Annotated in this window: 16 protein-coding genes; 9 read left to right on the top strand and 7 right to left on the bottom strand. The window is 70.5% G+C overall.

The features are described from left to right. Nucleotides 1-68: 68 nt before the first annotated feature. Nucleotides 69-602: a hypothetical protein gene (locus AB663_RS06000; protein ID WP_157540924.1), complete on the bottom strand. Its 534-nt coding sequence runs from the start codon at nucleotides 600-602 to the stop codon at nucleotides 69-71. Nucleotides 603-871: 269 nt separating this feature from the next. On the opposite strand from AB663_RS06000, the gene AB663_RS17530 reads away from it, so the two are divergent. The 3 genes from AB663_RS17530 to AB663_RS05985 are packed head-to-tail and all read left to right on the top strand — an operon-like array spanning nucleotide 872 to nucleotide 3,557. Continuing rightward, nucleotides 872-2,308, top strand: coding sequence for a helix-turn-helix transcriptional regulator (locus tag AB663_RS17530; RefSeq protein ID WP_067196700.1), 1,437 nt, complete (start codon nucleotides 872-874; stop codon nucleotides 2,306-2,308). Nucleotides 2,309-2,325: 17 nt separating this feature from the next. Next, nucleotides 2,326-2,643, top strand: a complete 318-nt coding sequence (locus tag AB663_RS05990; RefSeq protein ID WP_067196698.1) for a GNAT family N-acetyltransferase — start codon at nucleotides 2,326-2,328, stop codon at nucleotides 2,641-2,643. Between the two features lie 59 nt (nucleotides 2,644-2,702). Continuing rightward, complete coding sequence (locus tag AB663_RS05985; RefSeq protein WP_083511330.1) at nucleotides 2,703-3,557, top strand: pirin family protein; 855 nt, start codon at nucleotides 2,703-2,705, stop codon at nucleotides 3,555-3,557. A 271-nt stretch (nucleotides 3,558-3,828) separates the two neighbouring features. On the opposite strand, the gene AB663_RS05980 is transcribed toward AB663_RS05985, so the two are convergent. Further along, complete coding sequence (locus AB663_RS05980; protein ID WP_198147942.1) at nucleotides 3,829-6,879, bottom strand: S8 family serine peptidase; 3,051 nt, start codon at nucleotides 6,877-6,879, stop codon at nucleotides 3,829-3,831. Between the two features lie 146 nt (nucleotides 6,880-7,025). Here AB663_RS05980 and AB663_RS05975 point away from each other — a divergent pair, with 146 nt between their 5' ends. The 4 genes from AB663_RS05975 to AB663_RS05960 all read left to right on the top strand — a co-directional run bounded on the left by AB663_RS05975 (nucleotide 7,026) and on the right by AB663_RS05960 (nucleotide 11,102). Next, the gene (locus AB663_RS05975; RefSeq protein ID WP_067196692.1) at nucleotides 7,026-7,571 is read left to right on the top strand and encodes an ECF transporter S component; all 546 of its coding nucleotides are present in this window, start codon (nucleotides 7,026-7,028) and stop codon (nucleotides 7,569-7,571) included. A gap of 76 nt (nucleotides 7,572-7,647) precedes the next feature. Beyond that, nucleotides 7,648-9,387: an ABC transporter ATP-binding protein gene (locus AB663_RS05970; RefSeq protein ID WP_067196690.1), complete on the top strand. Its 1,740-nt coding sequence runs from the start codon at nucleotides 7,648-7,650 to the stop codon at nucleotides 9,385-9,387. Beyond that, complete coding sequence (locus AB663_RS05965; protein WP_067196688.1) at nucleotides 9,384-10,196, top strand: energy-coupling factor transporter transmembrane component T; 813 nt, start codon at nucleotides 9,384-9,386, stop codon at nucleotides 10,194-10,196. Before AB663_RS05970 ends, AB663_RS05965 begins: the two co-directional genes overlap by 4 nt. 30 nt (nucleotides 10,197-10,226) lie before the next feature. Beyond that, the gene (locus AB663_RS05960) at nucleotides 10,227-11,102 is read left to right on the top strand and encodes a siderophore-interacting protein (protein ID WP_067196686.1); all 876 of its coding nucleotides are present in this window, start codon (nucleotides 10,227-10,229) and stop codon (nucleotides 11,100-11,102) included. A gap of 32 nt (nucleotides 11,103-11,134) precedes the next feature. Here AB663_RS05960 and AB663_RS05955 read toward each other — a convergent pair whose 3' ends face one another. From AB663_RS05955 to AB663_RS05945, 3 genes are all read right to left on the bottom strand, one after another. Next, nucleotides 11,135-11,509 (bottom strand): helix-turn-helix transcriptional regulator, encoded by a 375-nt coding sequence (locus AB663_RS05955; RefSeq protein WP_067196684.1) that lies wholly within the window; start codon nucleotides 11,507-11,509, stop codon nucleotides 11,135-11,137. 409 nt (nucleotides 11,510-11,918) lie between these two features. Continuing rightward, entirely contained in the window at nucleotides 11,919-13,082 is a 1,164-nt protein-coding gene (locus AB663_RS05950) for an acyl-CoA dehydrogenase family protein (protein ID WP_067196681.1), read from the bottom strand. A 140-nt stretch (nucleotides 13,083-13,222) separates the two neighbouring features. Beyond that, nucleotides 13,223-14,149, bottom strand: a complete 927-nt coding sequence (locus AB663_RS05945) for a M15 family metallopeptidase (protein ID WP_067196679.1) — start codon at nucleotides 14,147-14,149, stop codon at nucleotides 13,223-13,225. A gap of 102 nt (nucleotides 14,150-14,251) precedes the next feature. Between AB663_RS05945 and AB663_RS05940 the strand changes: the two genes are divergently transcribed. Next, complete coding sequence (locus tag AB663_RS05940) at nucleotides 14,252-15,298, top strand: Rv2578c family radical SAM protein (RefSeq protein ID WP_067196677.1); 1,047 nt, start codon at nucleotides 14,252-14,254, stop codon at nucleotides 15,296-15,298. A gap of 255 nt (nucleotides 15,299-15,553) precedes the next feature. On the opposite strand, the gene AB663_RS05935 is transcribed toward AB663_RS05940, so the two are convergent. After that, on the bottom strand, nucleotides 15,554-17,521 hold the full coding sequence (locus tag AB663_RS05935; RefSeq protein WP_067196675.1) for a DEAD/DEAH box helicase: 1,968 nt from the start codon (nucleotides 17,519-17,521) through the stop codon (nucleotides 15,554-15,556). Nucleotides 17,522-17,812: 291 nt separating this feature from the next. On the opposite strand from AB663_RS05935, the gene AB663_RS05930 reads away from it, so the two are divergent. Next, nucleotides 17,813-18,709, top strand: coding sequence for an aldose 1-epimerase family protein (locus tag AB663_RS05930; RefSeq protein WP_067196673.1), 897 nt, complete (start codon nucleotides 17,813-17,815; stop codon nucleotides 18,707-18,709). 58 nt (nucleotides 18,710-18,767) lie between these two features. On the opposite strand, the gene AB663_RS05925 is transcribed toward AB663_RS05930, so the two are convergent. Further along, a complete protein-coding gene (locus AB663_RS05925; protein WP_067196670.1) occupies nucleotides 18,768-22,001 on the bottom strand; it encodes an efflux RND transporter permease subunit in 3,234 nt (1,077 codons plus the stop codon). Between the last annotated feature and the right edge of the window lie 4 nt (nucleotides 22,002-22,005).

Here is a 22,005-nt window from a genome sequence, read left to right as displayed (position 1 = left end):
CCAGTAAGGGACCATCGTTCACCGAACAGATAACTCGTCCAGTGGTTGATGATCGGGTGGAAAACCGACTACCGCCCCTCGCGGCGTCGGGTCACCACCTGCAGGCCCACGCCGACGGCGAGCAGAGCGGTCGCGAGCGCCGCGAACGGCGCAAGATCGGCACCTCCGGTGAGGGCGAGCTCGCTCGGCGCCGCCGACGACGCCGCGACCGAGGCAGCGGGAGTGCCGTGCGTCGATTCGACCGGAGTCGGAGGAACCAGTGGAGCCGGCGGCTCCACTGGCGTCGGCGGGTCCACCGGGGTCGGCGGGTACGGCGGCTCCACCGGAGTGGGCGGGTACGGCGGCTCCGCAGGAGCATACGGATCGACCCATCCGGACCCCTCGCTGCTCCCGGCATCCGTGCCGCCCGGCCCCTGGCTGTCCCCGGCATCCGATGCGCTCGAGGTCTCGGATGTCAGCGCGACCGACTCCACGCCGACCGACTCACCTGCCGCGCCGACGGTGTCGTCGGCGTGCGCTTCGGTGGCCACGAAGACCCCGGCGACGACCAGCCCCACTGCAAGCGCCGCAGACGATCCGCGCGACAATGCTCTCTTCTTCACTCTTCCCCCCTTGTCCGGCGCCGCGCCCCGCTGCCCCAGAACAGCGGCCCCAGTCACGGCGCCGAAGGAGGAGACGGATGCCGACCCACCCGGTTACTCCACCGCCCGGTGGAATCGGCGGTGGAATTCTGGTGCCTTCCCGCGCGCCGCGACTGTCAGTATCCGCGTGAGCGGTCCGCGCAGCACTCGCTGACCGCACGCGCTGACATAGTGAAGAAACGGCCCGGCACCCGAGCCCCGGGCATCCACATGACGTTGGGGGAACGCCCATGGGGACTACGCGCACCGTCGCGTCCGCCGAGTTGACGGATGCGGTCGAACTCGTCGAATCGGCGCTGCACGGCCGCAGGCCTCCCTCGCCGAGGGCGATCGACGCGCTGCGTGCGGTCGGACTCGACCCCGACACCGAGCGATGGACCGACGAGGATCGCGTGCTGGCGGCTGCCCGCATCATGGCGCTGTCGCGTCTCGGCCAGACCGGCGCGGCAGCGCAGCTCGCCGATCGCTGGCGTGACGTTCCGCTCCCGCCGCCCGGTGCGGGGGCTCCGCCGGTCGTGGTGCTCGGGCTCAGCTGCGCCGTCGCCGAGGCGAAGATCTGCGCCGGTGACATCGGAGCGGCCGGCGCACTGGCGGAGCGGCTCGTCGCGAACGCGCTCGATCTCGGAGATGCGCTGTGGATCCTTCGCAGCCGCGGCATCCTGGCTGCGGCGAGCGCCCTGAGCCGCGACCACGACGTCGCCGAGGAGCAGCAGCGCGAGATGCGGGCTCTCCGGGAGCGTCACGGGTGGGATCGCGACGCGGCCGAGTTCCTCGCCGACGCGGCCGACGCGTCGCTGGCGTTCACGGCGCTCGACCTGCCGCGTCTGCAGCGGCTGAGCGGCCGGCTGCACCGCCTTCTGGAGCACGATCCGAATTCGCGTCCGCTCTGTCAGCTCGTCGACGCCGCCGTCGCGATGCTCACGGGCGACGACCATCGGATGGTCGCGCTGTCGTCGCGCGTCATCCAAGCGGGACAACGTCACGATGGCGAAGGTCTGCTCGCCCGTCTCGCGCTCCATCTTCAGGCCTTCGCGCTCATCCGACGCAACGAGCCGCTCCGGGCCCTCGGACTCCTGCGCCAGCAGGAACCCGAGGGCGAGCACGTGTGCTGTCCGAATCAGCTGCGCGCAGTCGCGCACCTGCGCATCGGCGACCCGCGTTCCGTGCTCAGCGTGACGACGGAGTGCATGCGCATCCGCCCGAGGCACAACCTGCACACGATGACGTCGATCCTGCTCTACCGGGGGCTCGCGCACCTCCGCATGCAGATGACGGAGCTGGGACATCGCGAGATCGGCGAGGCCTTCGCGATCCTCGGCGGGTCGGTTCCCGCCGACACGTTCTCACTCCTGCATCCGCTCGACCGGCGGGTGCTCATCGGCGCGCTCGAGCTTGCGGGCGACGCGGGATCGCCCGCGCTCACCGCGCTCCGAGAGGGCGCGTCGGCCACGGCGGACCCGCCGGCGTTCCCCGTGTTGACCCGCCGCGAACGGGCCGTCGCCGAGCAGCTCCGGCTGCCGCGTTCTTTTCCGGAGATCGCGGCCGCGCTGCACGTGGCACCGAGTACTGTGAAGACGCAGGCGCTGTCCATCTACAAGAAGCTCAACGTGTCGGCACGCGACGACGCGGTGGGCATCCTCGAACAGGCCGGCTACTTCGAGCAGTGAGCGAAAGAGGAGTCCCGATGACCGACCCCGCCGTCACGCGCAACGACGACTCCTCCCGCTACGAGATCCACGTGGGCGATGTGCTCGCAGGCTTCGCCGAGTTCGACCGGCGCCCCGGCGCGATCCGCTTCACGCACACCGAGGTCGATCCGGCGTTCCAGGGGCAGGGACTCGCCGGCATCCTCGCGAAGGCCGCGCTGACGGATGCCGCCGCAACCGGCGACGCGATCGTGCCGCTCTGCCCGTACATCGCGAAGTACCTCAAGACGCACGAGATCGACGGCGCGGAGATCCGCTGGCCCAGCCGACCTGCGGAGGCGGGCGACGACCGGTGATCGGGGCGCGCCGCATCGTCCTCGAACCGCGGGAGGTCCCGCTCGGAGGCGTGCGCAACATGAACGTCCTGCGCGTGCTGCCGCATCGCAACCTGCCGACGATCGGTGCGTGGTGCTTCCTCGACCGATTCGGCCCCGCCGAGACGAAGATGCGCGTCGAACCGCATCCGCACATCGGACTGCAGACGGTGACGTGGCCGCTCGTCGGCGAGATCCGTCATCGCGACTCGCTGGGCAGCGATGCCGACCTGCGGCGCGGGCAGCTGAACCTGATGACGGCGGGCAACGGCATCTCGCACTCCGAGTACTCGATCGGCGAGGGGCCCGTTCCGCTCGACGCGCTGCAGTTCTGGGTGGTGCTGCCGGAATCGGCGCGACACGGGGCAGGCGGGTTCGAGCGGCATACCGCGCTGCCGCGGGTCGCCCTGGCCACGGAGAGCGGCGCGGATGCGGTCGCCACGGTCGTGCTGGGCGAGTTCGCCGGCGTGACCTCGCCCGCGACCGTGCACACGCCCATCGTCGGCGCCGAGATCTCCGTGCCGGCCGGGTCGACCGTACGCCTCCCGCTGCGCGGCGACTGGGAGCACGGGCTGATGCTCGTCGAGGGCGACGCCGGTGTGGAGCAGCATCCGCTGGTGCGCAACGACATGCTCTACCTCGGCGACTCGCGAGACGAGATCGAGGTCTCGAGCGCGGGCGGCGCGCTGCTCTTCCTACTCGGCGGGGAGCCGTTCGAGTCGGAGATCGTCATGTGGTGGAACTTCGCGGGCCGCTCGCACGAAGAGATCGTCGCCGCGCGTGACGATTGGGAGGCCCGTTCGCCGCGATTCGGAGTGGTCGAGGGGCACGACGTGCGCATCCCGGCCCCGCCTCTGCCCGAGGTGCGCCTCCTGCCCCGGGGTCGCGCGATCTGACGCGACGCCCGCCTGGGCTGGGGTGGGGTGGGTCGGCAGGGCGTGGGTGTGGGCCGGGGTCTGTTCGTGGGAACCGAGCCGGTTGTCGGCCGGTCGGTTCGTCGGAACCGGACCAGCCGTGCCCGGCGTGTCGCACCGAAAGCTCCCGACAAACAGCAAATCTCCCGACAAAACGACACCGCGCGAGTCGGAGGACGGGCTGGGCCCGCCGCCCGCCGGACAGCACGACGCCCCGCACACGCGGAGTATGCGGGGCGTCGTGCGACTGTGGCTACTCGGCGTCGACCGTGACGATCGTCGACACGGCGGAGTCGCCGTACCGGACCAACCCGAGGTAGCGGGTGCCGGCGGTGAGGCCGCTCCAGCTGAGCTCGTAGCTCGTCTTCTCACCGCGCACCGCGGCGATCGGGTTCGGCGAGGCCGTGAACGCGCCCTCCCCCTCGGGCTGCACGTTGGCGTAGGTCACGTCCCACGTCGTCGGACCCGAGGTCGAGTACACGTTCGCGATCACCAGGTAGGTGCCCGCAGTCGGAGCCGTGATGGTGACCCGCTCGTCCGCCGAGCCCGTCGCCGACTGCCACTTCTGGTAGTAGCGGAGGTCGTCGGGGCTGACCACACGGTACACGGTCAGATCCAGGTCGCTGCCCGTGTCGTCCGACGAGTCGAGGTCGAAGCGCGACAGCGTGGTGCCGGCCGGCACGTCCACGATCCACGCGACGTCCTTGTTCTCGTCGCCCGAGGCCTCGTCACCCGAGTGCCCCTCGACGCGCCCGTCGGGGTCGGCGAGCAGCTGGAACGGCGCGAGGCCCGACAGGTTCAGCGCGAGGTCTCCCGTGATGCCAGGCGTCACCTCGACCGTCGTCGTGCCGTCGACGCCCGTGCTGGAGGCCTCGGCCGGAGCATCCGCCGTCACCGGGAACACCGCGATCGGCGACCGCACCGAGTTCTTCTCGCTCTTCCACGTCAGCGTGCCCGTCGCCCACTGCTCGACCGGCGCACTGCGGTTGTCGAACGTGACCGTGTACGTCGCCGTCTCGCCCGGACCGCTGAAGCTCAACGTCGACGGCGACACCGTCACATCCACACCGGGGAGGTCGACGGATGCCGTGAACGTGCCGGCCTCGGTCGAGGTCACGGTGCGTGTCACGGTCTGCGCGCTGGCGAGCGAACCGATAGAGAACGACGCGATGTTGAGGTCGCTGCCGTCGATCGGCTCGACGCCGTCGAACTCGCCCAGCCCCTTGCCCTCGATGAACGCCGCCCAGTCGGCCGCAGCGTTCAGGTAGAGCAGACCGGGCTGCAGGTAGCGCTTCGGCTCGACCTCTCCCGCGCCCTGCTCGAACGGGTTCGTGTTCGGCGAGCCGTCGGCGTTCACCGTGTCGTACGCCGTCGTCATCATCGCCGACTTGATCTCGGCGGGCGTCGCGTTCGGGTGCTCACCGAGGTACAGCGCGGCGAGGCCCGCGACGTGCGGGGCCGCCATCGACGTGCCGGAGAGGATGCCGAACGTCGGCGTCTCGCCTGGTCCGTTGTTCGTCGCCGCGAGGATCGCGACACCGGGCGCCGCCACGTCGGGCTTCATGATGTCGCTGCCGTCGGCGAGCATCGGGCCGCGGCTGGAGAAGCCCGCGATCTGAGGCACCGGGGTCGTCACGCCGGTCGTGTTCTCGCCGACGAGGGTGACCGGCAGATCGACGCCGCCGCGCACGTAGGTGAGCACCGCGTCGCGGTAGGCAGCGGCGAGATGAACGGTCGGCACGGCGTGGAAGTCGTTGTCGAGCGAGTCGGCACCGCCTGGCACGTTCACGAGGATCATGCCGATGCCTCCGGCCTCCTTCACGACCTGCGACTTCTCGGCGCGCGCGTTGTTGCCGCGGTCGCAGACCACGATGTGGCCGGCGACCTTCGCGGGGTCGAGCGTGCCGGGCAGGCACAGCTGCGCGTCGGCAGCCCCAGCCGCCGCGGCGTCTCCCGCGTACACCGAGGGGCCCTCGACCGTGCCGCCGAACGGCACGCTCACCGACGCGCCGGCCTGCTCGAAGCCGGGGAACTGCACGGTTCCCTCCCACGTCGGGATGGTGGACGCTGCCACGGTCGTGTACCAGGGCGACGCGTGGTCGGCGGTGGACGCATCCGGGCCGTCGTTGCCCGCGCTCGCCGAGACGAACACGCCGGCGGCGGCTGCGTTGAAGAACGCGATGTCCTCAGGGCCGAGAACCGTCTTGGCGGCACCGCCACCGATCGAGTAGTTGATCACGTCGACACCGTCGGCCACAGCCTGATCGATCGCCGCGACCAGGTCGCTCAGCGCGCAGATGTCGTCGGTCGTGACCGCGGGGTCGGGACCTTCGTAGCACGCCTTGTACGCGGAGATCTTCGCTCCGGGAGCGACGCCGGAGATCGAGCCGAAGTCGACGTTCTCGATCGAGGCCTTCACGCCGAAGTCGCCCGCCGCCGTGCTTGCGGTGTGCGACCCGTGCCCGGCGCCGTCGCGCGGGGACAGGTAGTCGTACTGGAAGTCGAAGCCGTCGGCCTCGGCGCCGGTGTAGAAGTACTGCGCACCGATGAGCTTGGTGGAGTACGCGCTCTTGTCCCAGCCCTGGCCCTCGACCATCTTCGCCTGGAACTGCCCGCCGTCGGCCTTGTCGAAGTAGACGTACGTGCCGTCGGTGTACGGCTCGGCGCCCTTGTGGCGGTTCGCCTGCTTCTTCTGCTTCTTCAGCTTCTTGCCGGCGAACGACGGATGCTCGGGCGCGATGCCCGTGTCGACCACGCCGACGACGATCCCCTCGCCCGCCTTGTCGACACCGCCCGTCTGCTGCCAGACGCCTCCGCGGCCCTTCTTGTCGTCGCCGAGGCCGAGGAAGTCGGTGGACGTCTGCGCGTCGGGGTGACGGATCTCGTCGGGGTACACGCCGTAGACGTCTTTCGAGGCCCGCAGCTTGTCGACCTGCTCGCCGCTCAGCTGCGCGCTGAAGCCGTTGAGGACGACCTGGTAGGTGGCGTCGGGCGTGACCCCGACCTGCGCGGCGATGTCCTTCTGCTCGGTCTGCAGGTGCTTCAGGTAGCGCTGCGACTCCTGCGACTGCGTCTCGAGCTGCTGTCCCTCGGCGGGCTTGGTGGCCTTCAGGCCCTTGACGTCGCCGGTGTAGCTGGCGAGCGGGTCGGCCTTCATCACGACGATGTAGTGGCCTGACGTGCCCTCGACGGGAGCGGGGTGCGTCACCTCCCCCACGCCTGCGTAACCGGCTGTCGCCGAAGAAGCGATGAACAGCGTGGCCAGGGTGGTGGCTGCCGCCATCCGGAGGGGTGTTCGACCCATGTGGTGCTCCCAGACGCTCATGACACGGCCGCGTTGCCGCGCCGTCGATCAAATTAGTCCTGGGCGCCGACACCTGCCAGGCGCTGCGGCCAATCCTGGCCGAATGGCCAGAGCCGCGTGCTTTTCGTCGACAGTAGGCTGGAGTCGTGGCCCCCTCGTCTCGCGCCCTGCCCACCCGTGTGCTCCTCGTCTGTGCAGCGATCGGCGTGGCGACGGGTCTGCTCGGAGGCATCGCGGGCTGGCTGACGATCCCGGTGATCACCGGGCCCGCGTTCCTGTACGGTCTCGTGCTCGGCTCGCACGTGCTGCCGGGGATCATCGCCCAGGAGGTGCTGCGGCGCCCGCTCGTCGCGCTCCTCACGCACGTCATCGCCGCACTCGTCGCGAGTGCCTTCAACCCCGCGTGGACGATGCGCTTCATCGGAACCGCACTGCTCTTCGGCGCGATCCAGGAGGGCGTCGCGGCGCTCACCCGGTACCGCGCGTGGGGCGCATGGCGCTTCTTCGTGTCGGCGGTCGTGATCGGCCTCATCGTCGCGGTGGTCGTGTTCTTCGCGGTCGACCTCTCGGTGCGGATGCCGTGGGAGCAGGTGGCGTACCTCGTCATCGCCGTGCTGGGTCCGGTGGCATGGACCGCCGTCGGCCTCGCCGTCGGCGCCTCGCTCAGCCGCGCGGGCGTCGCCCGGCGCTGACCTCCCGCCGTGTGGCGGGATAGGTAAGGCTGGGCTAAGTTGGAGGAGTCCGATCCACCGACCCGAGGTTTGCGCCGTGCGCCCATCCGCGCCCCTTCTCCGCGTGCGTGACCTCTCCATCACCCACGCGGATGCCGATCACCCCTCGCCGCAGGGCGTCTCGTTCGACATCGGCCGCGGAGAGGTCGTCCTGCTGCTGGGCCCGTCAGGATCGGGCAAGTCGACGCTCACGCTGGCGCTGAACGGTCTCGTGCCCCATGCCGTCCCGGCGTCGATGAGCGGAAGCGTCGAAGCGGGCGGCCTCGACACGGCATCGACGCCGACGCCGCAGCTGAGCACGCACGTGGCGATGGTGTTCCAGGACCCCGACGCGCAGATCGTCACCGGCACCGTGTACGACGAGGTCGCGTTCGGCCCGGAGAACCTGCTCCTGCCGCTCGCCGAGGTCGAGTCCCGCACGGAAGACGCCCTCCGCCGCGTCGGACTGTGGGAGCGCAGGGCGGACAACCCCGACCTCCTCTCGGGCGGGGGGCGGCAGCGTCTGGCGATCGCGTGCGCCCTCGCGATGGGATCGCCGCTGATCGTGCTGGACGAGCCCACCGCGAACCTCGACCCGCAGGGCATCGACGATGTGTACGCCGCACTGGCGGATGTTGTCGGATCGGGCGACCGGGCGATCCTCCTGGTCGAGCACAACCTCGACGCGGCGATGGAGTTCATCACGCGGGTACTCGTGCTCGACCGCGAGGGGCGGCTGGTGTTCGACGGTCCGGCATCCGCTGTGCTGCGTGGCCACGCCGACGAACTGCTCGCCATGGGCGTCTGGCTCCCCGCGGCGACGCTCGCCGGGCTGCGGCTGCGCGACGCCGGCCTGCCCCTCGATCCGCTTCCGCTCACGGCGCCCGAGCTGTCCACCGCCCTGGATGCGCTCGAGAGCTCCGGCTCCTCGACCGCGCGCACGATCGCCGCGCGAGAGCCTGGCGCGCGAGAGCCTGGCGCGCGGTACGGCACGCCCAAAGATCCCGCGCGAGAGCCGGCCGAGCATCCGGAGCTCTCCGCCCGCGCGTCCGACCCGGTGATCCGCGCTCGCGATCTCACCGTCCGGCGCGGACGCACCGAGGTGCTGCACGGCGTCGATCTCGACGTCGAACGCGGCAGCCTCACAGCGATCGTGGGCGCGAACGGCGCCGGCAAGACCACGCTGATCCAGGCGCTCGCGGGCGTGGTGGCCCCACCGCGGCGCCGCGTGTTCGTCGACGGGGTCGACGCCGGCACAGCGTCTCCGCGCGAGCTCGCGTCGCGCGTCGGCTTCGTGTTCCAGAATCCCGAGCATCAGTTCATCGCCGGAACCGTGTTCGACGAGCTCGCGCACGGGCTGCGCCTTCGTCACGTCCCGACCGACGAGGTGGAGCGGCGGGTGACCGGGATGCTGACGCGCTTCGGCCTCGACCACAAGGCCGACGTGCACCCGTTCCTGCTCTCCGGCGGCGAGAAGCGGCGGCTGTCGGTGGGCACGGCGCTCATCACCGGGCCACCCGTGCTCGCGCTCGACGAGCCCACCTTCGGACAGGACCGCGCTCGCGCCTCTGAACTGCTCGACCTGCTCGACGCGCTGCGCGCCGAGGGCACCACGGTGGTCGTCGTGACCCACGATCTGCAGCTCGTCGCCGAGCACGCGACCCACACCGTGATCCTCCGCGCCGGGCGCGTGCACGCCGCAGGGCGCACGCACGAGCTCTTCCGCGACGAGAGCGTCTTCACCTCGGCGGGACTGCGCCTGCCTGCCCTGCATCGGATGCTGGCGGCACGCGCATGACCGCGCGCATCGACCCCTACGCGCCGCTCGCCCCGGCGACGACGCGCTGGTTCCTGTACGGCCTCAATCCCCTCGCGAAGGTCGCGGCCGTGCTGCCCGCGATCGTGGTGCTCGTGTTCGTACGCGACGTCGCGACCCCTGCGGCATTCCTCGCCCTGTCGTACCTCGTGCTGCTCACCGGCGCGCGGCCGAGCCGGCGCAACGCCGTGATCCTGTTCGCGGCCCTGCCGCTCGGCGTGCTCCTCATCGGAGCGGGCTTCTCCCTCTGGGTCGACGCGGCGCGCGTCGCGGGCACGCCACCCGTCGTCGAGCTCGGCGGCTGGACGCTCCGCCAGGGCGCCCTCGCCGCGGGCTTCGCGACCTCGCTGCGCCTGGGCGCGATCGTCGCGCTCGCCCTCATCGGCGGACTCACCACGACGGGACCCGATCTCGTCCGCGCGAGCGTGCAGCAGCTTCGCGTGCCGTACCGCATCGGGTACACGGCCCTCGCGGCGTTCCGGTTCGTGCCGCGGTTCGGGCACGAACTGGCCGTGATCCGCGCGGCGCACCGCGTCCGCGGCCACCACGGCGGACGCGGGCCGTTCGCCCGTCTTGCCCGCGCCTGGGGCTACATCGTGCCCCTGCTGGCCGGAGCCATCCGTCACGCCGAGCGCGTCGCCCTCGCCATGGACTCCCGCGCCTTCGGCGCACACGACACCCGCACCGAACGCCACAGGGTGCCCTTCCGCCGCCGCGACGTCGTGTTCGTCGCGCTCATGCTCACGGCATCCGCCGCGATCTTCCTCGCCCTCCTCCCCTGGAAGCCCTGAACGCTTCCCCGCAGCCCGAAAGGCACACCGATGGCATACAGCAAGCTGGTCAAGCCGCTCTCGTCCGAGCTCCTCCACCTCACCGTGCTCCGGTCGGAACGCCTGGCTCCGCACTGGGTGCGCGTCACGCTCGGCGGCGGCGACATCGAGCGCTTCCGCCCGATGGGCTTCGACCAGTGGTTCCGGTTGTTCCTGCCGATCGGCGGCGAGGCCGGACTCGATCGGGTGCCCGCGAAGGCGAACAAGATTTTCGGCTATCTCAAGTTCCTTCGCATCCCCGACGGCGAACGGCCGGTCATGCGCAACTACAGCGTCCGCGCCCACCGCCCCGCCAGCGCGGATGCCGGAGCCGAGATCGACGTCGACTTCGTGCTGCACGGCTCGGCCGCCGACGGCACCGCCGGTCCCGCGTCGCGATGGGCCGAGACCTGCCGACCAGGGGAGCACGTGCTCATCATCGACGAGGGCCTGACCTTCAACCCCGAGCGGGGCACCGACCGCGTGCTGCTCGTCGGCGATGAGACGGCCCTGCCGGCGATCTCCTCGATCTGCGCGTCGCTGCCCGCGGAGGCCGAGGGCATCGCTCTGCTCGAGGTGCCTTCCGCCGACGACGCGCTCGACTTCCCGCATCCCGACGGCGTCGAGGTGCGCTGGCTCGTGCGACCGCACAGCACGACTCCCGGCACGCTCGCCCTCGGCGCCCTGCGCGAGAGCGCCCTCCCCCGGCATCCGTTCCACGCCTACGCGGCGGGCGAGCAGTCACTCGCGTCAGGAGCGCGCAAGCACCTGGTAGGCGAGCGCGGCGTCGACAAGGGCGCGGTGAGCTTCTGCGGGTACTGGAAGCTCGGTGCCGCCTCACCGGCGTCGAAGACCGCACGTGAGGCCGCCGGCGAGAAGGCGGCCTGAGCCGGAGCACGGAGTTCGCGCCCCGCGCGCGGTCACTCCCGGGAGCTCGGGATGAGGTGCCGATGGATGGCCGCGGCGAGCGCCTCGTCACGGTTGCGCGCGCCCAGCTTGCGATACACGCTGCGCAGCTGGGACTTCACCGTGTTGGCCGAGACATAGAGCTCGGCGGCGATGTCGTTCACCGAGCCCGAGCGTGCGAGCGCTCGCAGCACGGCCAGTTCCCGCGGTGTGAGCGCTGGCCGGTCGCCTGATTCGATGACGGAAGGGCCTGTGATCGAATCTGCGACGTCGTCGGCTCCCTCACGCCGCAGGGTGGCGAGGAGCGCCCGCAGGTCGGCATCCGGGATGAGCCGCAGAGCGAGGCGCTGGCCGGATGCGCGCAGCACGGAGACCAGCTGTCCGATCACCGCCTGAGTACGGCCGTGGCCGCGGCCGTCGCCGGGAGCAGCGACAGGAGCAGCGCCGACACGACGGTCGTGACACCTGCGCCCATCCTCCACCGCGATGACCCGAGCAGAGCCCGGCCGCCGGCTGCGCGTGTTCTCCACGGCATCCGCAACCGTTTCATGAGTTCCCCTCCCACACGGTCGGACTGATGCAGTCCGGAACCATTCCTAGGCGAACCTGGGAGCCCGGTGGGAGGATTTCACCCTCGCTTCACTCTCGCGCGCAGCCGCCCTCGCGCGGAGTCGCCCTCGTGCACAGTCGCCCTCGTGGCGGAGCGGGCGGGCCGAGCGCGGAGCCCGACGCGGGAGTGCGCGTGCGGACACGACGAAGGCCCCGGATGCCGGCATCCGGGGCCTTCCTCAGGAGACGTCAGCGCTTGCCGGCGATCTGGCGGCTCACGATGTCGCGCATGATCTCGTTCGTGCCGCCGTAGATGCGGTGCACACGCGCGTCGAGGAACGCCCTGGCGATCGGGTACTCGGTGATGTACCCGTAGCCGCCGTGCAGCTGCACGCCGATGTCGAGCACCTCCCACTCGCGTTCGGTCGCCCAGAACTTGACCTTCGCGGCCTCTTCGGCCGAGAGCTTGCCGTCTTTGTAGGCGAGCAGGGCACGGTCGATGTACGCCCACAGCGCGTCGACCGTCGCCGCCATGTCGGCGATCTTGAAACGCGTGTTCTGGAAGTCGATGATCCGCTCGCCGAAGGCCTCGCGGTCCTTCGTATAGGCGACGGTCCAGTCCAGCGCAGCCTGCGCGGCGGCGGCACCGGCGACGCCGATCGAGAGGCGCTCGAGCGGCAGGTTCATCATGAGCTGGATGAACCCCATGCCCTCCTTGCCGCCGATGAGGTTCTCCTCGGGCACGAACACGTCGCTGAACGAGAGCTCGGCGGTGTCGTGGCCGTGGAAGCCCATCTTGTGCAGCTTCTTGCCGTGGTCGAAGCCCTCCATGCCGTTCTCGATGAGCACGAGGCTGAACGCGTCGGGGCGGTTCCCCTCCCCGGTCTTGACGAAGGTGACGACGAGGTCGGCCGTCGCACCCGACGAGATGAACGTCTTCGCCCCGTTGACGAGGTAGCCGCCGTCGACCTTCTTCGCCGTGGTCTTGATCCCCCGCAGGTCGCTTCCGGCCCCCGGCTCCGTCATGGCGAGAGCCCCGATGACCTCGCCCGTCGCCATGCGGGGCAGCCACTTCTCCTTCTGCTCCTGCGTGCCCATGTGCACGAGGTACGGCACGGCGAGGTCGTCTTGGATGCCGAAGGCTCCGGCGAGCGAGCCGGCGCCCGCCGCGATGACCTCTTCGTTCACGATGGCGCGGAAGCGGTAGTCCTGCAGCATCCCCGCCCCGCCGAACTCCTCGGGAACCGAGAGGCCGATGATGCCGGCCTCACCGGCGGCGAGCATGGTGGCGCGGTCGACCTCTCCGTCGGCGTTCCACTTCTCGATCGCGTCGTTGGTCACGTGGCGCTTCACGAAGTCCTTGACGAGGTCGCGGAATGCCTCGTGATCCTCGTCGTAGATGTCGCGTTCCATGGCGTCCTCCTGAACGTGTTGCGGCGTTGCTCCGGCGATTCTAAGCGGGAATCACGCGGATCCGACAGAGCATTGTGAGAATGCATCCCACAATGCGTGACACTCGGTCTCGCGGTTTGTCGGATGCCTCAACGGCGGGCTCAGTGCAGATAGTCGGGCGCCGCGGGAAGACCGAAGAACTCCTCGAGCGTGTGGAATCCGCCGTGATGGTAGGCGGCCGCGAGCTCCGGCCCGATGTAGCGGACGTGCCATGGCTCGGGCTTGTAGCCGGTCACGCCCGTGGCTCCGGCTTCATATCTCACGATGAATCCGTACTCCCAGGCGTGCTCGGCGACCCAGGCGCCCTGAGCTGTCGCACCGAACGCGTCGATCCCACCGCAGGGCGCGCAGGCGACGAGGTCGAGAGCGAGCCCCGTCTGATGCTCGCTGTGCCCCGCACGGGCGGATGCCGCATCCGCGTTCGCCTGCCCCTCCGACCGGACGTGGCCGGCATACGTGCGCACTTGCAGGTCGTACGAGCGGTACCCGTTGTTCGCGCCGATCTGCCCCACACCGTCGGCGGCTGCCGCTGCCGCCATCGCCCCGAGGGCCGCCGCGACATCGGCGCGGGCCTGCCCGGAACCCGTCGTGACCCGGACCGGGGCGGGCGCGAGCGACTGCGGTGCGAAGTCGACGGGGTTCAGCGGTCGCGCCTTGTTCACGACGACCCACACGTGCGAGGGGTCGTCGAGGGCGATGCAGGGCGCGTTGCCGGCGGCCACGGCCGCACGGAAGCTCTCGGCGCCGCCGAACGCCGCGATCGTCGCCGCATCGTCGGCTGCCGCGATCGCATCGCGCACGACCTGCTCTGCACAGGGATCGGCCGCCGTGGTCGCAGCCACGTCGACCGGCGGCACGGCCTGCACGACGCGGGGTTCGGGCGGGACACGGGCATCGGCGGGTGCGCTCGGCAGGCTCACGAGCGACATCAGCACGCCGATCGCCGTCACGGCGAGGCCGATCGGCAGTGCCGGGCCGCGCAACGGCGAGCGCGGCGGGGCATGCTGGGGCTGCCGCGCGAGGTTCATGGGTCCATTGTCGCTTAACGCCCGGTGCCCTCCGGGATACAATTCGAACATATCGCCGAGCATCCGATTGACTGATCGTCGTCTCTATGTTCGAATGGACGCATGCGGTGGCAAGGTCAGAAGCTCGGTGACGTCGACGACGCTGCGCTGCCCGGGCTCGAAGACCGCCGCGGCGTGCTGCGCACCGTGACCACGCCGGAGTTCGCCGGCATGACCTTCCACGAGGTGCTGTCGAAGTCCGCATTGAACAAGGTGCCCGGCGCCTCCCGCATGCCCTTCGGGTGGACCATCAACCCCTACCGCGGTTGCAGCCACGCCTGCGTGTACTGTTTCGCGCGCGGAACGCACGAGTACCTCGACCTCGACGGAGGGGCCGACTTCGACTCGCAGATCGTCGTGAAGGTGAACGTCGTCGAGGTGCTGCAGAGGGAGCTCCGTCGCGGCAGCTGGGAGCACGAGACCGTCGCGCTCGGCACCAACACCGATCCGTATCAGCGCGCTGAAGGCCGCTACAAGCTCATGCCGGGCATCATCGAGGCGCTTGCGGCATCCGGCACGCCCCTGTCCATCCTCACCAAGGGCACGCTCATCCGACGGGACATCCCGCTGCTCGTGAAGGCGGCGCACCGCGTCTCCGTCGACGTGCAGATGTCGATCGCCATGTACGACGACGAGCTGCAGAAGGCCATCGAACCGGGCGCACCCACTACTCAGGCTCGCCTCGACACTGTGCGGGCGCTGGCGGATGCAGGCTTCCCCGTCACCGTTTTCCTCATGCCGATCCTTCCGCACATGACCGACTCCGTCGAGGCGATCACCAGCGCCCTCGCCCGCATCAAAGACGCCGGAGCGTCACGCGTGATCTACGGCGCACTGCACCTCCGCCCTGGCGTGAAGCCGTGGTTCATGAACTGGCTCGCCGGGGCACGTCCCGACCTCGTGTCGTCGTACCGCGGCCTCTATCCTGGCGTGACCGTCGAGGCGCCGAAGGCGTACAGGCAGTGGCTCGCCCGGCGCGTGCGTCCGCTCATCCGGCTGCACGGTCTCGACGGACGCCACGAAGACGACTACCCCGTGCGTGGCATCCGTCCGGCGACGCCCTCCGCGACACCCGGCTCGACGTCACTCGCACAGCCGACCCTGTTCTGACGCGCCCCGCAGGGCCCGCCTCCGTCGCCTGCGTCCGTTCCCCGGGCCCGTCTCCGTTCCCGCGCCCGCGCGCCCGTCCCCCGCCGACGTCCGTGCTCGCACCGGCGTCCGTGCTCGCACCGGCGTCCGCCCCGTGCCGACGTCCGTGCCGTCGCGCACCCTCCGCTCAGGTATGAGTTGTGGTCGGAGAATCGCCTGATTTCCGACCACAACTCATACCTGAGCGAGGTGGCGTCAGCCGGGGCCGGGGCCGGGTCAGGAGGTGAGGTCGGCGGCGGACGGCATCCGGCCCGCGATCTCCTCGATCACGTCATCGCCAGGGCGTGCGACCTCGAACGGCGCATCGATCTCGGCGCGGTCGAGCAGCTCGCCCATGCGCCGCTGACGCTGCCGCGTGATCAACGTCACCACGCGCCCCGCACGCCCGGCACGACCGGTGCGCCCGGCACGGTGCAGGTACGTCTTGTACTCGTCCGGAGCATCCGCCTGCACCACCAGATCGATGTCATCGACATGGATGCCGCGGGCTGCGACATCCGTCGCGACCAGCACGTCGACGCGACCCGAGGTCAGGCGCTGCAGGTTGCGCGTGCGCTTGGCCTGGTTGAGGTCGCCGTGCAGCGACACAGCGGGGATGCCGGCGTCGTCGAACTGCTCGGCGAGCATCTCGGCATACGCACGGGTGCGCGCGAACACGAGCGTCTTGCCCTCGCGATCCACCAGCGACGTGAGGATCTCGGCCTTGTCACGGTGCTCGATCACGAGCACCCGGTGCTCGATCGTGCTCGTCTCCTGCGTCTCGCCGGCGACCTCGTACACCGCGGGGTCCACGAGGAACTCGTCGACGAGCGCAGCCACCTCACGGTCGAGCGTCGCCGAGAACAGCAGCTTCTGGCTCCCGTCGGCCGTGCGGCGGAGGATGCGCTGCACCGGCTCGACGAACCCGAGCTCGCACATGTGGTCGGCCTCGTCGAGCACCGCGATGCGGGTGTCGGAGAGGTCGAGCTTGCCCTGGTTCACGAGATCCTCGATGCGGCCGGGCGTGCCGATGACGATGTCGACGCCCTTCTTCAGCGCACCGACCTGGCGCCCCTGCGGGACGCCGCCGTAGATCTGCGTGGTGAACAGTCCGACGCTGCGGGCGATCGGCTGGATCGTGCGGTCGATCTGCAGCGCGAGCTCACGCGTCGGCGCCAGGATGATCGCCCGCGGCGACCGCCCGAACTCGCGACGCTTGCCCGCCTGGGACTTCAGCACGCTCTCGACGAGCGGAGCGCCGAACGCGATGGTCTTTCCCGAGCCGGTACGTCCACGCGCCAGCACGTCGCGCCCCTCGAGCACCGCAGGGATGCTGGCCGCCTGGATCGGGAACGGCGTCTCGGCGCCCATGTTCTTCAGCGTCTCGGTGATGTTGGAGCCGAGACCGAGGTCGGCGAAGGTCACATTCTCGACCTCGACGGCCTGCACGGCCTGGGCCTCGAGCCGCTCGTGCACGACGTCGCCGGTCGGCGCGAACGCAGGAGTGCCGTTCCAGTTGTCACGGCTCGGGCGGGCCTCGCGACGGTCGCCACGGCCGGATGCCGCACGGTCGGCGTAACGGGGACGGTCGAACTGCTGCCCGCCGCGCTCGTCGCGGCCACCGCGCTGCGGGCGTCCGCCGAAGGTGCGGTCGTCACGACGCGGACGGTCGTCGCGCGCGAAACGCGGACGATCGGATGCCGGGCGCTCGCCGAAGCCACGCTCGCCGCGACCCCCGCGGTCGTCGAAGCGTCGTCCGGCAGCGGGGCGCTCGCCGTACCGGGGCCGCTCGTCGGCGCGCCCCTGGTCGTCGCGGCGGTGCGGGGCTTCACGGCGGCCCGACTCCGCGCGGTTGCGGATGTTGCGCGCCTCGCCGCGACCCGCTCGCTCCTGCTCGGTCCAGCGGCGCTTCGGCGCACCCGACTCCGGCTCGGTCCAGCGGCGCTTCGGCGCACCCGACTCCGGCTCGGGCCGGTACCCGCGGTGGCCGGGGCTCCGGCTGCCCGGCCGACGGTCGTAGCCGGCCGACGCGGTGCGGCGGTCTGCGGCATCCGTCCGTCCGCCGCGCTCGTCACGGCCGCCGTCGCGCGACGGACGCGCGCCGGCGCCGTGGTGCCGGTCGTGGAAGGAGGTCTTCTTCGCGCCGTAGCGCGGCTCGAAGTTCGCTGCGGGGCGTCCGCCGCGGGGCTTCTTGTTCTTGGGCATCGTGTGTCCTTCTGAGTTCTCGCACGAGAACAGCGCCACGCGCACGCGCGAGCACCCAGCGCCTGCGCGCGGGTCCGGACTGTCAGCGGCCGGGGCCATTCATGTGATGGTTGATTCGCGTCGATCGACGCTCACCATCGGCCCCTGGACTCACACTTCACACACTGAAAAACGTCCGCGACCTGCGCGGGTGTCCGAAGCCGACCGAACGAGTCTACCGGCCCATGCTGGGAGAGCACCCGGCGACGGCATCCGCTGACCCGCGCGGGCGTCGCGCCGTACGATTGCGGGGTGAACACCGCATCCCCCACCGGCACTCAGGTTCAGCTCCGCCGCGGGCAGGTCACCGCTCAGATCGCGCAGGTCGGCGCCTCGCTCCGCGCGCTGCGGATCGGCGACGTCGACCTCATCGCGCGCTACCCCCTCGACCAGCCGACGCCGTCGTGCTCGGGCGTGGTGCTCGTGCCCTGGCCGAACCGCGTGCGCGACGGACGATGGACCGACGGCGACACCACGCGCCAGCTGGCCATCACCGAGCCGAAGTTCGGCAACGCCAGCCACGGCCTCCTGCGGTTCACGCCCTACGAGATCCAGCAGACCGACGACGCGGCCGTGCTGCGCGCCGCCGTCTATCCGCAGACGGGCTACCCCTATCTGCTCGACACCAGCGTCTCGTACGACCTCGGCGACGACGGCATCGAGGTCACCCATACGATCACGAACCGGTCGAGAACCGCCGCCCCCGTCGCCGTCGGCACGCATCCCTTCGTGACGATCGGCGACGTCGATCCGCACGACCTCGTCCTGCGGGTCCCCGCAGCGACAGCGATCGACGTCGACGAGCGGATGCTGCCGACGGGCACCCGTCCGGCCGACCCGGCCCTGCGTGACGGCGTCCGCCTGGGGGATGTCACGTTCGACACGGGCTTCACCGATCTCACCCGCGACGACGACGGACGCGTGCGCCACACGCTCACCGCGCCCGATGGACGGACGCTGACGCTGTGGCAGGGACCGGGCTTCGACTTCGTGCAGGTGTTCACGACCACCGCATACCCGGGGCACTCCCTCGCCCTCGCGATCGAGCCCATGACCGCACCGGCCGACGCCCTGAACAGCGGGGCTGGCATCCGCCGGCTCGACCCCGGTGAGACCTGGATCCTGCACTGGGGCATCACCCTCTCCTGACCGGCCGCGCGACGCGCGGAAAGCGCGCCGCTGCCTCAGCCGGCCGAGCGCCGCTGCCTCAGCCGGCCGAGCGCTTGCGCAGCTCCCTACGCGTGAGCTGCGGAGCGTGCGGCAGGCCACCGGCGACGCCGACGTCGGCACCACCGCCGTCAGCATCCGCACCGACCGCGTCGGCACCGCCTCCGGGCAGCTCCGGCCCAGAATCCGCGGCCCGGCCACCGTCGGCCCCGGCGTCGGGTCCGACGCCCTTGCGCGCACGGCGCCGCTCTTTCGCCCCCTCGACGAGGTTGTACAGGGTCGGCAGCACGATGAGGGTGAGCACGGTCGACGACACGAGCCCGCCGATCACGACGATCGCGAGCGGCTGCGAGATGACCCCGCCGTGGCCGGTGATCCCGAGCGCCATCGGGGTGAGCGCGAAGATCGTCGCGAGCGCCGTCATGAGGATCGGCCGCAGACGCTTCTCCCCTCCCGCCATGACGGCCTCGGCGGTCGACAGCCCCTTCTCACGATACTGGTTCACGAGGTCGACGAGCACGATGGCGTTCGTCACCACGATTCCGATGAGCATCAGCACACCGATCAGCGAGGCGACGCCCAGCGGCACCCCGGTGACGATCTGCAGCAGGATCGCGCCGGTCGCGGCGAACGGCACCGACACGAGCAGCAGCAGCGGCTGCCGCAGCGACTTGAAGGTCGCGACCATCACCACGTAGACGATGAGGATGGCGGCGAGCATCGCCAGGCCGAGCTGCGAGAACGAGTCGGCCTGCTGCGAGGCGACCCCGCCCACCGTGGCCGCGGCCCCGGCCGGCAGATCGACGGCGGCGAGCGCAGCGGACACGGATGCCGTCGCCACAGCGAGGTTGTCGGATGCCGGTGGCACGGTGACGGTCGCGGTGCGCTTGCCCTTCTCGGTGGTGATGGAAGTGGGGCCGTTGCGCTCCTCGACCGTCGCGAGGTCCTGCAGCTGCACGATGCCGGTCGGGGTCGGGATGGCGAGCTCGCGCAGCGCCTGCGCGGTGGTCGGAGGCTCCGGCGCGGCGATGTACACCGTGAGCGCGGTGTCGTCGATCTCGACCGATCCCGCCTGCTGCGGACGCATCGTGTTCGACACGATCGAGCCGACGGCGACCTCGGACAGTCCGTGCTGCGCTGCCGCGCTGCGGTCGACGACGACGGCGAGGTACGGGAGGGCTGCTGCGAGGTTGTCGGTGACCTGGCCGACGCCCTCTCGGCCCTTCAGCTCGTCGACGACCGCCGACGTCGCCTTCTCGAGATCGCTCGAGTTCGACGCCGTGACCGACACCTCGATGTCGCTCGACCCGAGCCCCGCGGATGCCGCGACCGAGACCTCGCCGACGTCGTCGAGCCCGTCGATCGCCTTCTGCACGTCGGCGCGCAGCTTCTCCTGGTCGGCGTCTCCGTCGGTGAGCACCGAGTAGGTGACGCCGGCTCCGCCGGAGAACGCGTCGCGCAGCGCTGAGCCGCTCGAACCGATGGACGCCTGCACGTGCCGGATGCCGTCGATGTCGAGGAGCGCCTTCTCCACCGCGCGCGCGGCATCCGATTTGGCCTCGAGGCTCGCGGTGGGGCCGAGGTCCTGCGTCACGGTCATGGTGTTCTGGCCGGAATCACTGAGGAAGTTCACCTTCATCAGCGGTGCCGCGGCCAGGGTCGCGCCGAGGACGACGACGGCGAGCGCTACGGTGACGCCCGAGTGCTTGAGCGTCCAGCCGAGGATCGGCCGGTAGCCACGCTGCAGCGGCGTCGGCGGAGCATCCGGATGCTCGGGGTCGATGGCGCGCCCGTCGGCGTCGAGCAGCGGCTTGCCGGGCTTGAGGAACCAGTAGGCGAGCACCGGGACGATCGTGAGCGCGACGAGCAGCGACGCCACCATCGCGATGGTGACCGTCATCGCGAACGGCCGGAACAGCTCGCCGACCATGTCGCCGACGAAGACGATCGGCAGGAACACGGCGACCGTGGTGATGGTGGATGCCGTGACGGCCGCGGCGACCTCGCGCACGGCCAGTCGGATCGCGTCGCCCTTGTCGGCGTCTCCCACGTAGTGCCGCTTGATGTTCTCGATGACGACGATGGAGTCGTCGACCACGCGGCCGATCGCGATCGTCAGCGCGCCGAGGGTGAGGATGTTCAGCGAGTAGCCGAACGCCTGCAGCCCGATGAACGTGATGAGCACGCTGGTCGGGATCGAGATCGCGGTGACGAGGGTCGAGCGGATCGACAGCAGGAACACGAGGATCACGATCACGGCGAACGCGAGTCCGAGCAGACCTTCGGTTGCGAGCGTCTCGATCGACTGCACGATGAACGGCGCCTGGTCGAACACGATCGTGAAGGTCGCGTCGGGGAAGGCCTCCTCGATCTCGTCGAGCGCCGCGATCACGCCGTGCGACACGTCGACCGTGTTGGCGGCGGGCAGCTTGGTGATCGAGATCGACAGGGCATCCTTGCCGTCGACGCGCGAGATCGACGTCTTCGGGTCGGGCTCCTGCACGACGGAGGCGACATCGCCGATCGTGAGGCCGGTTCCGACGAGCGGGAGCGCGGCGATCTCGTCGACCGAGGTGATCTTGGCGCCCGTCTGCACCGTGAGGGTCTGGTCTCCCTCGGTGATGTCTCCGCCGGGGAACAGCGTGCCGTTCTGCTGCAGCGCCGAGCTGATGGCCTGGCTGCTCTGTCCGGCGAGCGCGAGCTTCGCGGCATCCGGAGTGATGGTGATGCGCTGCCCGACGCCGCCGATGATCTCCGCGGCGTTGACGCCGTCGACGTCCTCCAGCTTCGGGATGGCGACGCTCTCGAGCTCCGCCTGCGCGTTCTCGGCGTCGTCGAACCCGGTGACGGCGACCTGGATGACGGGGAAGTCGTCGATCGACACCGACAGCACCTGGGGCGAGACGTCTTCGGGGAGTGACGAGGAGATGCGGTTGATCGCCTGCTGCATCTTCTGCTCGGCCGTGGCGAGGTTCGTGCCGTAGGTGAATGTCGCCTGCACGATCGACGCGTTCGTCGTGCTGGTGGCCGTGGTCGACTCGAGTCCTGGCACTCCCTGGATCGCCGTCTCGATCGGCGTCGACACGTCGTTCTCGACGACCTCGGGCGAGGCTCCGGGGTAGGTCGACATCACGACGAGTGCCGGCAGCTCGAGCGACGGGATGAGCTCCTGCTTGAGGTTCGTCAGAGCGATGCCGCCGAACACGGCGGCGACGATCGTGATGAGGGCGATGAGAGCGCGGTTCTTGAGGCTGAGGACGGCGAGTTTCGACAAGGCG

The organism is Microbacterium sp. XT11 (assembly GCF_001513675.1).
GTDB lineage: Bacteria > Actinomycetota > Actinomycetes > Actinomycetales > Microbacteriaceae > Microbacterium.
This window is presented reverse-complemented; position numbering and strand designations above follow the sequence as displayed.

What these genes read in the sequence shown, in the direction of transcription:
- AB663_RS17530 (WP_067196700.1), top strand. Translation starts at nt 872, where the DNA reads ATGGGGACTACGCGCACCGTCGCGTCCGCCGAGTTGACGGATGCGGTC.
- AB663_RS05990 (WP_067196698.1), top strand. Translation starts at nt 2,326, where the DNA reads ATGACCGACCCCGCCGTCACGCGCAACGACGACTCCTCCCGCTACGAG.
- AB663_RS05985 (WP_083511330.1), top strand. Translation starts at nt 2,703, where the DNA reads ATGAACGTCCTGCGCGTGCTGCCGCATCGCAACCTGCCGACGATCGGT.
- AB663_RS05980 (WP_198147942.1), bottom strand. Translation starts at nt 6,879, where the DNA reads ATGGGTCGAACACCCCTCCGGATGGCGGCAGCCACCACCCTGGCCACG.
- AB663_RS05965 (WP_067196688.1), top strand. Translation starts at nt 9,384, where the DNA reads ATGACCGCGCGCATCGACCCCTACGCGCCGCTCGCCCCGGCGACGACG.
- AB663_RS05960 (WP_067196686.1), top strand. Translation starts at nt 10,227, where the DNA reads ATGGCATACAGCAAGCTGGTCAAGCCGCTCTCGTCCGAGCTCCTCCAC.
- AB663_RS05950 (WP_067196681.1), bottom strand. Translation starts at nt 13,082, where the DNA reads ATGGAACGCGACATCTACGACGAGGATCACGAGGCATTCCGCGACCTC.
- AB663_RS05945 (WP_067196679.1), bottom strand. Translation starts at nt 14,149, where the DNA reads ATGAACCTCGCGCGGCAGCCCCAGCATGCCCCGCCGCGCTCGCCGTTG.
- AB663_RS05940 (WP_067196677.1), top strand. Translation starts at nt 14,252, where the DNA reads ATGCGGTGGCAAGGTCAGAAGCTCGGTGACGTCGACGACGCTGCGCTG.
- AB663_RS05935 (WP_067196675.1), bottom strand. Translation starts at nt 17,521, where the DNA reads ATGCCCAAGAACAAGAAGCCCCGCGGCGGACGCCCCGCAGCGAACTTC.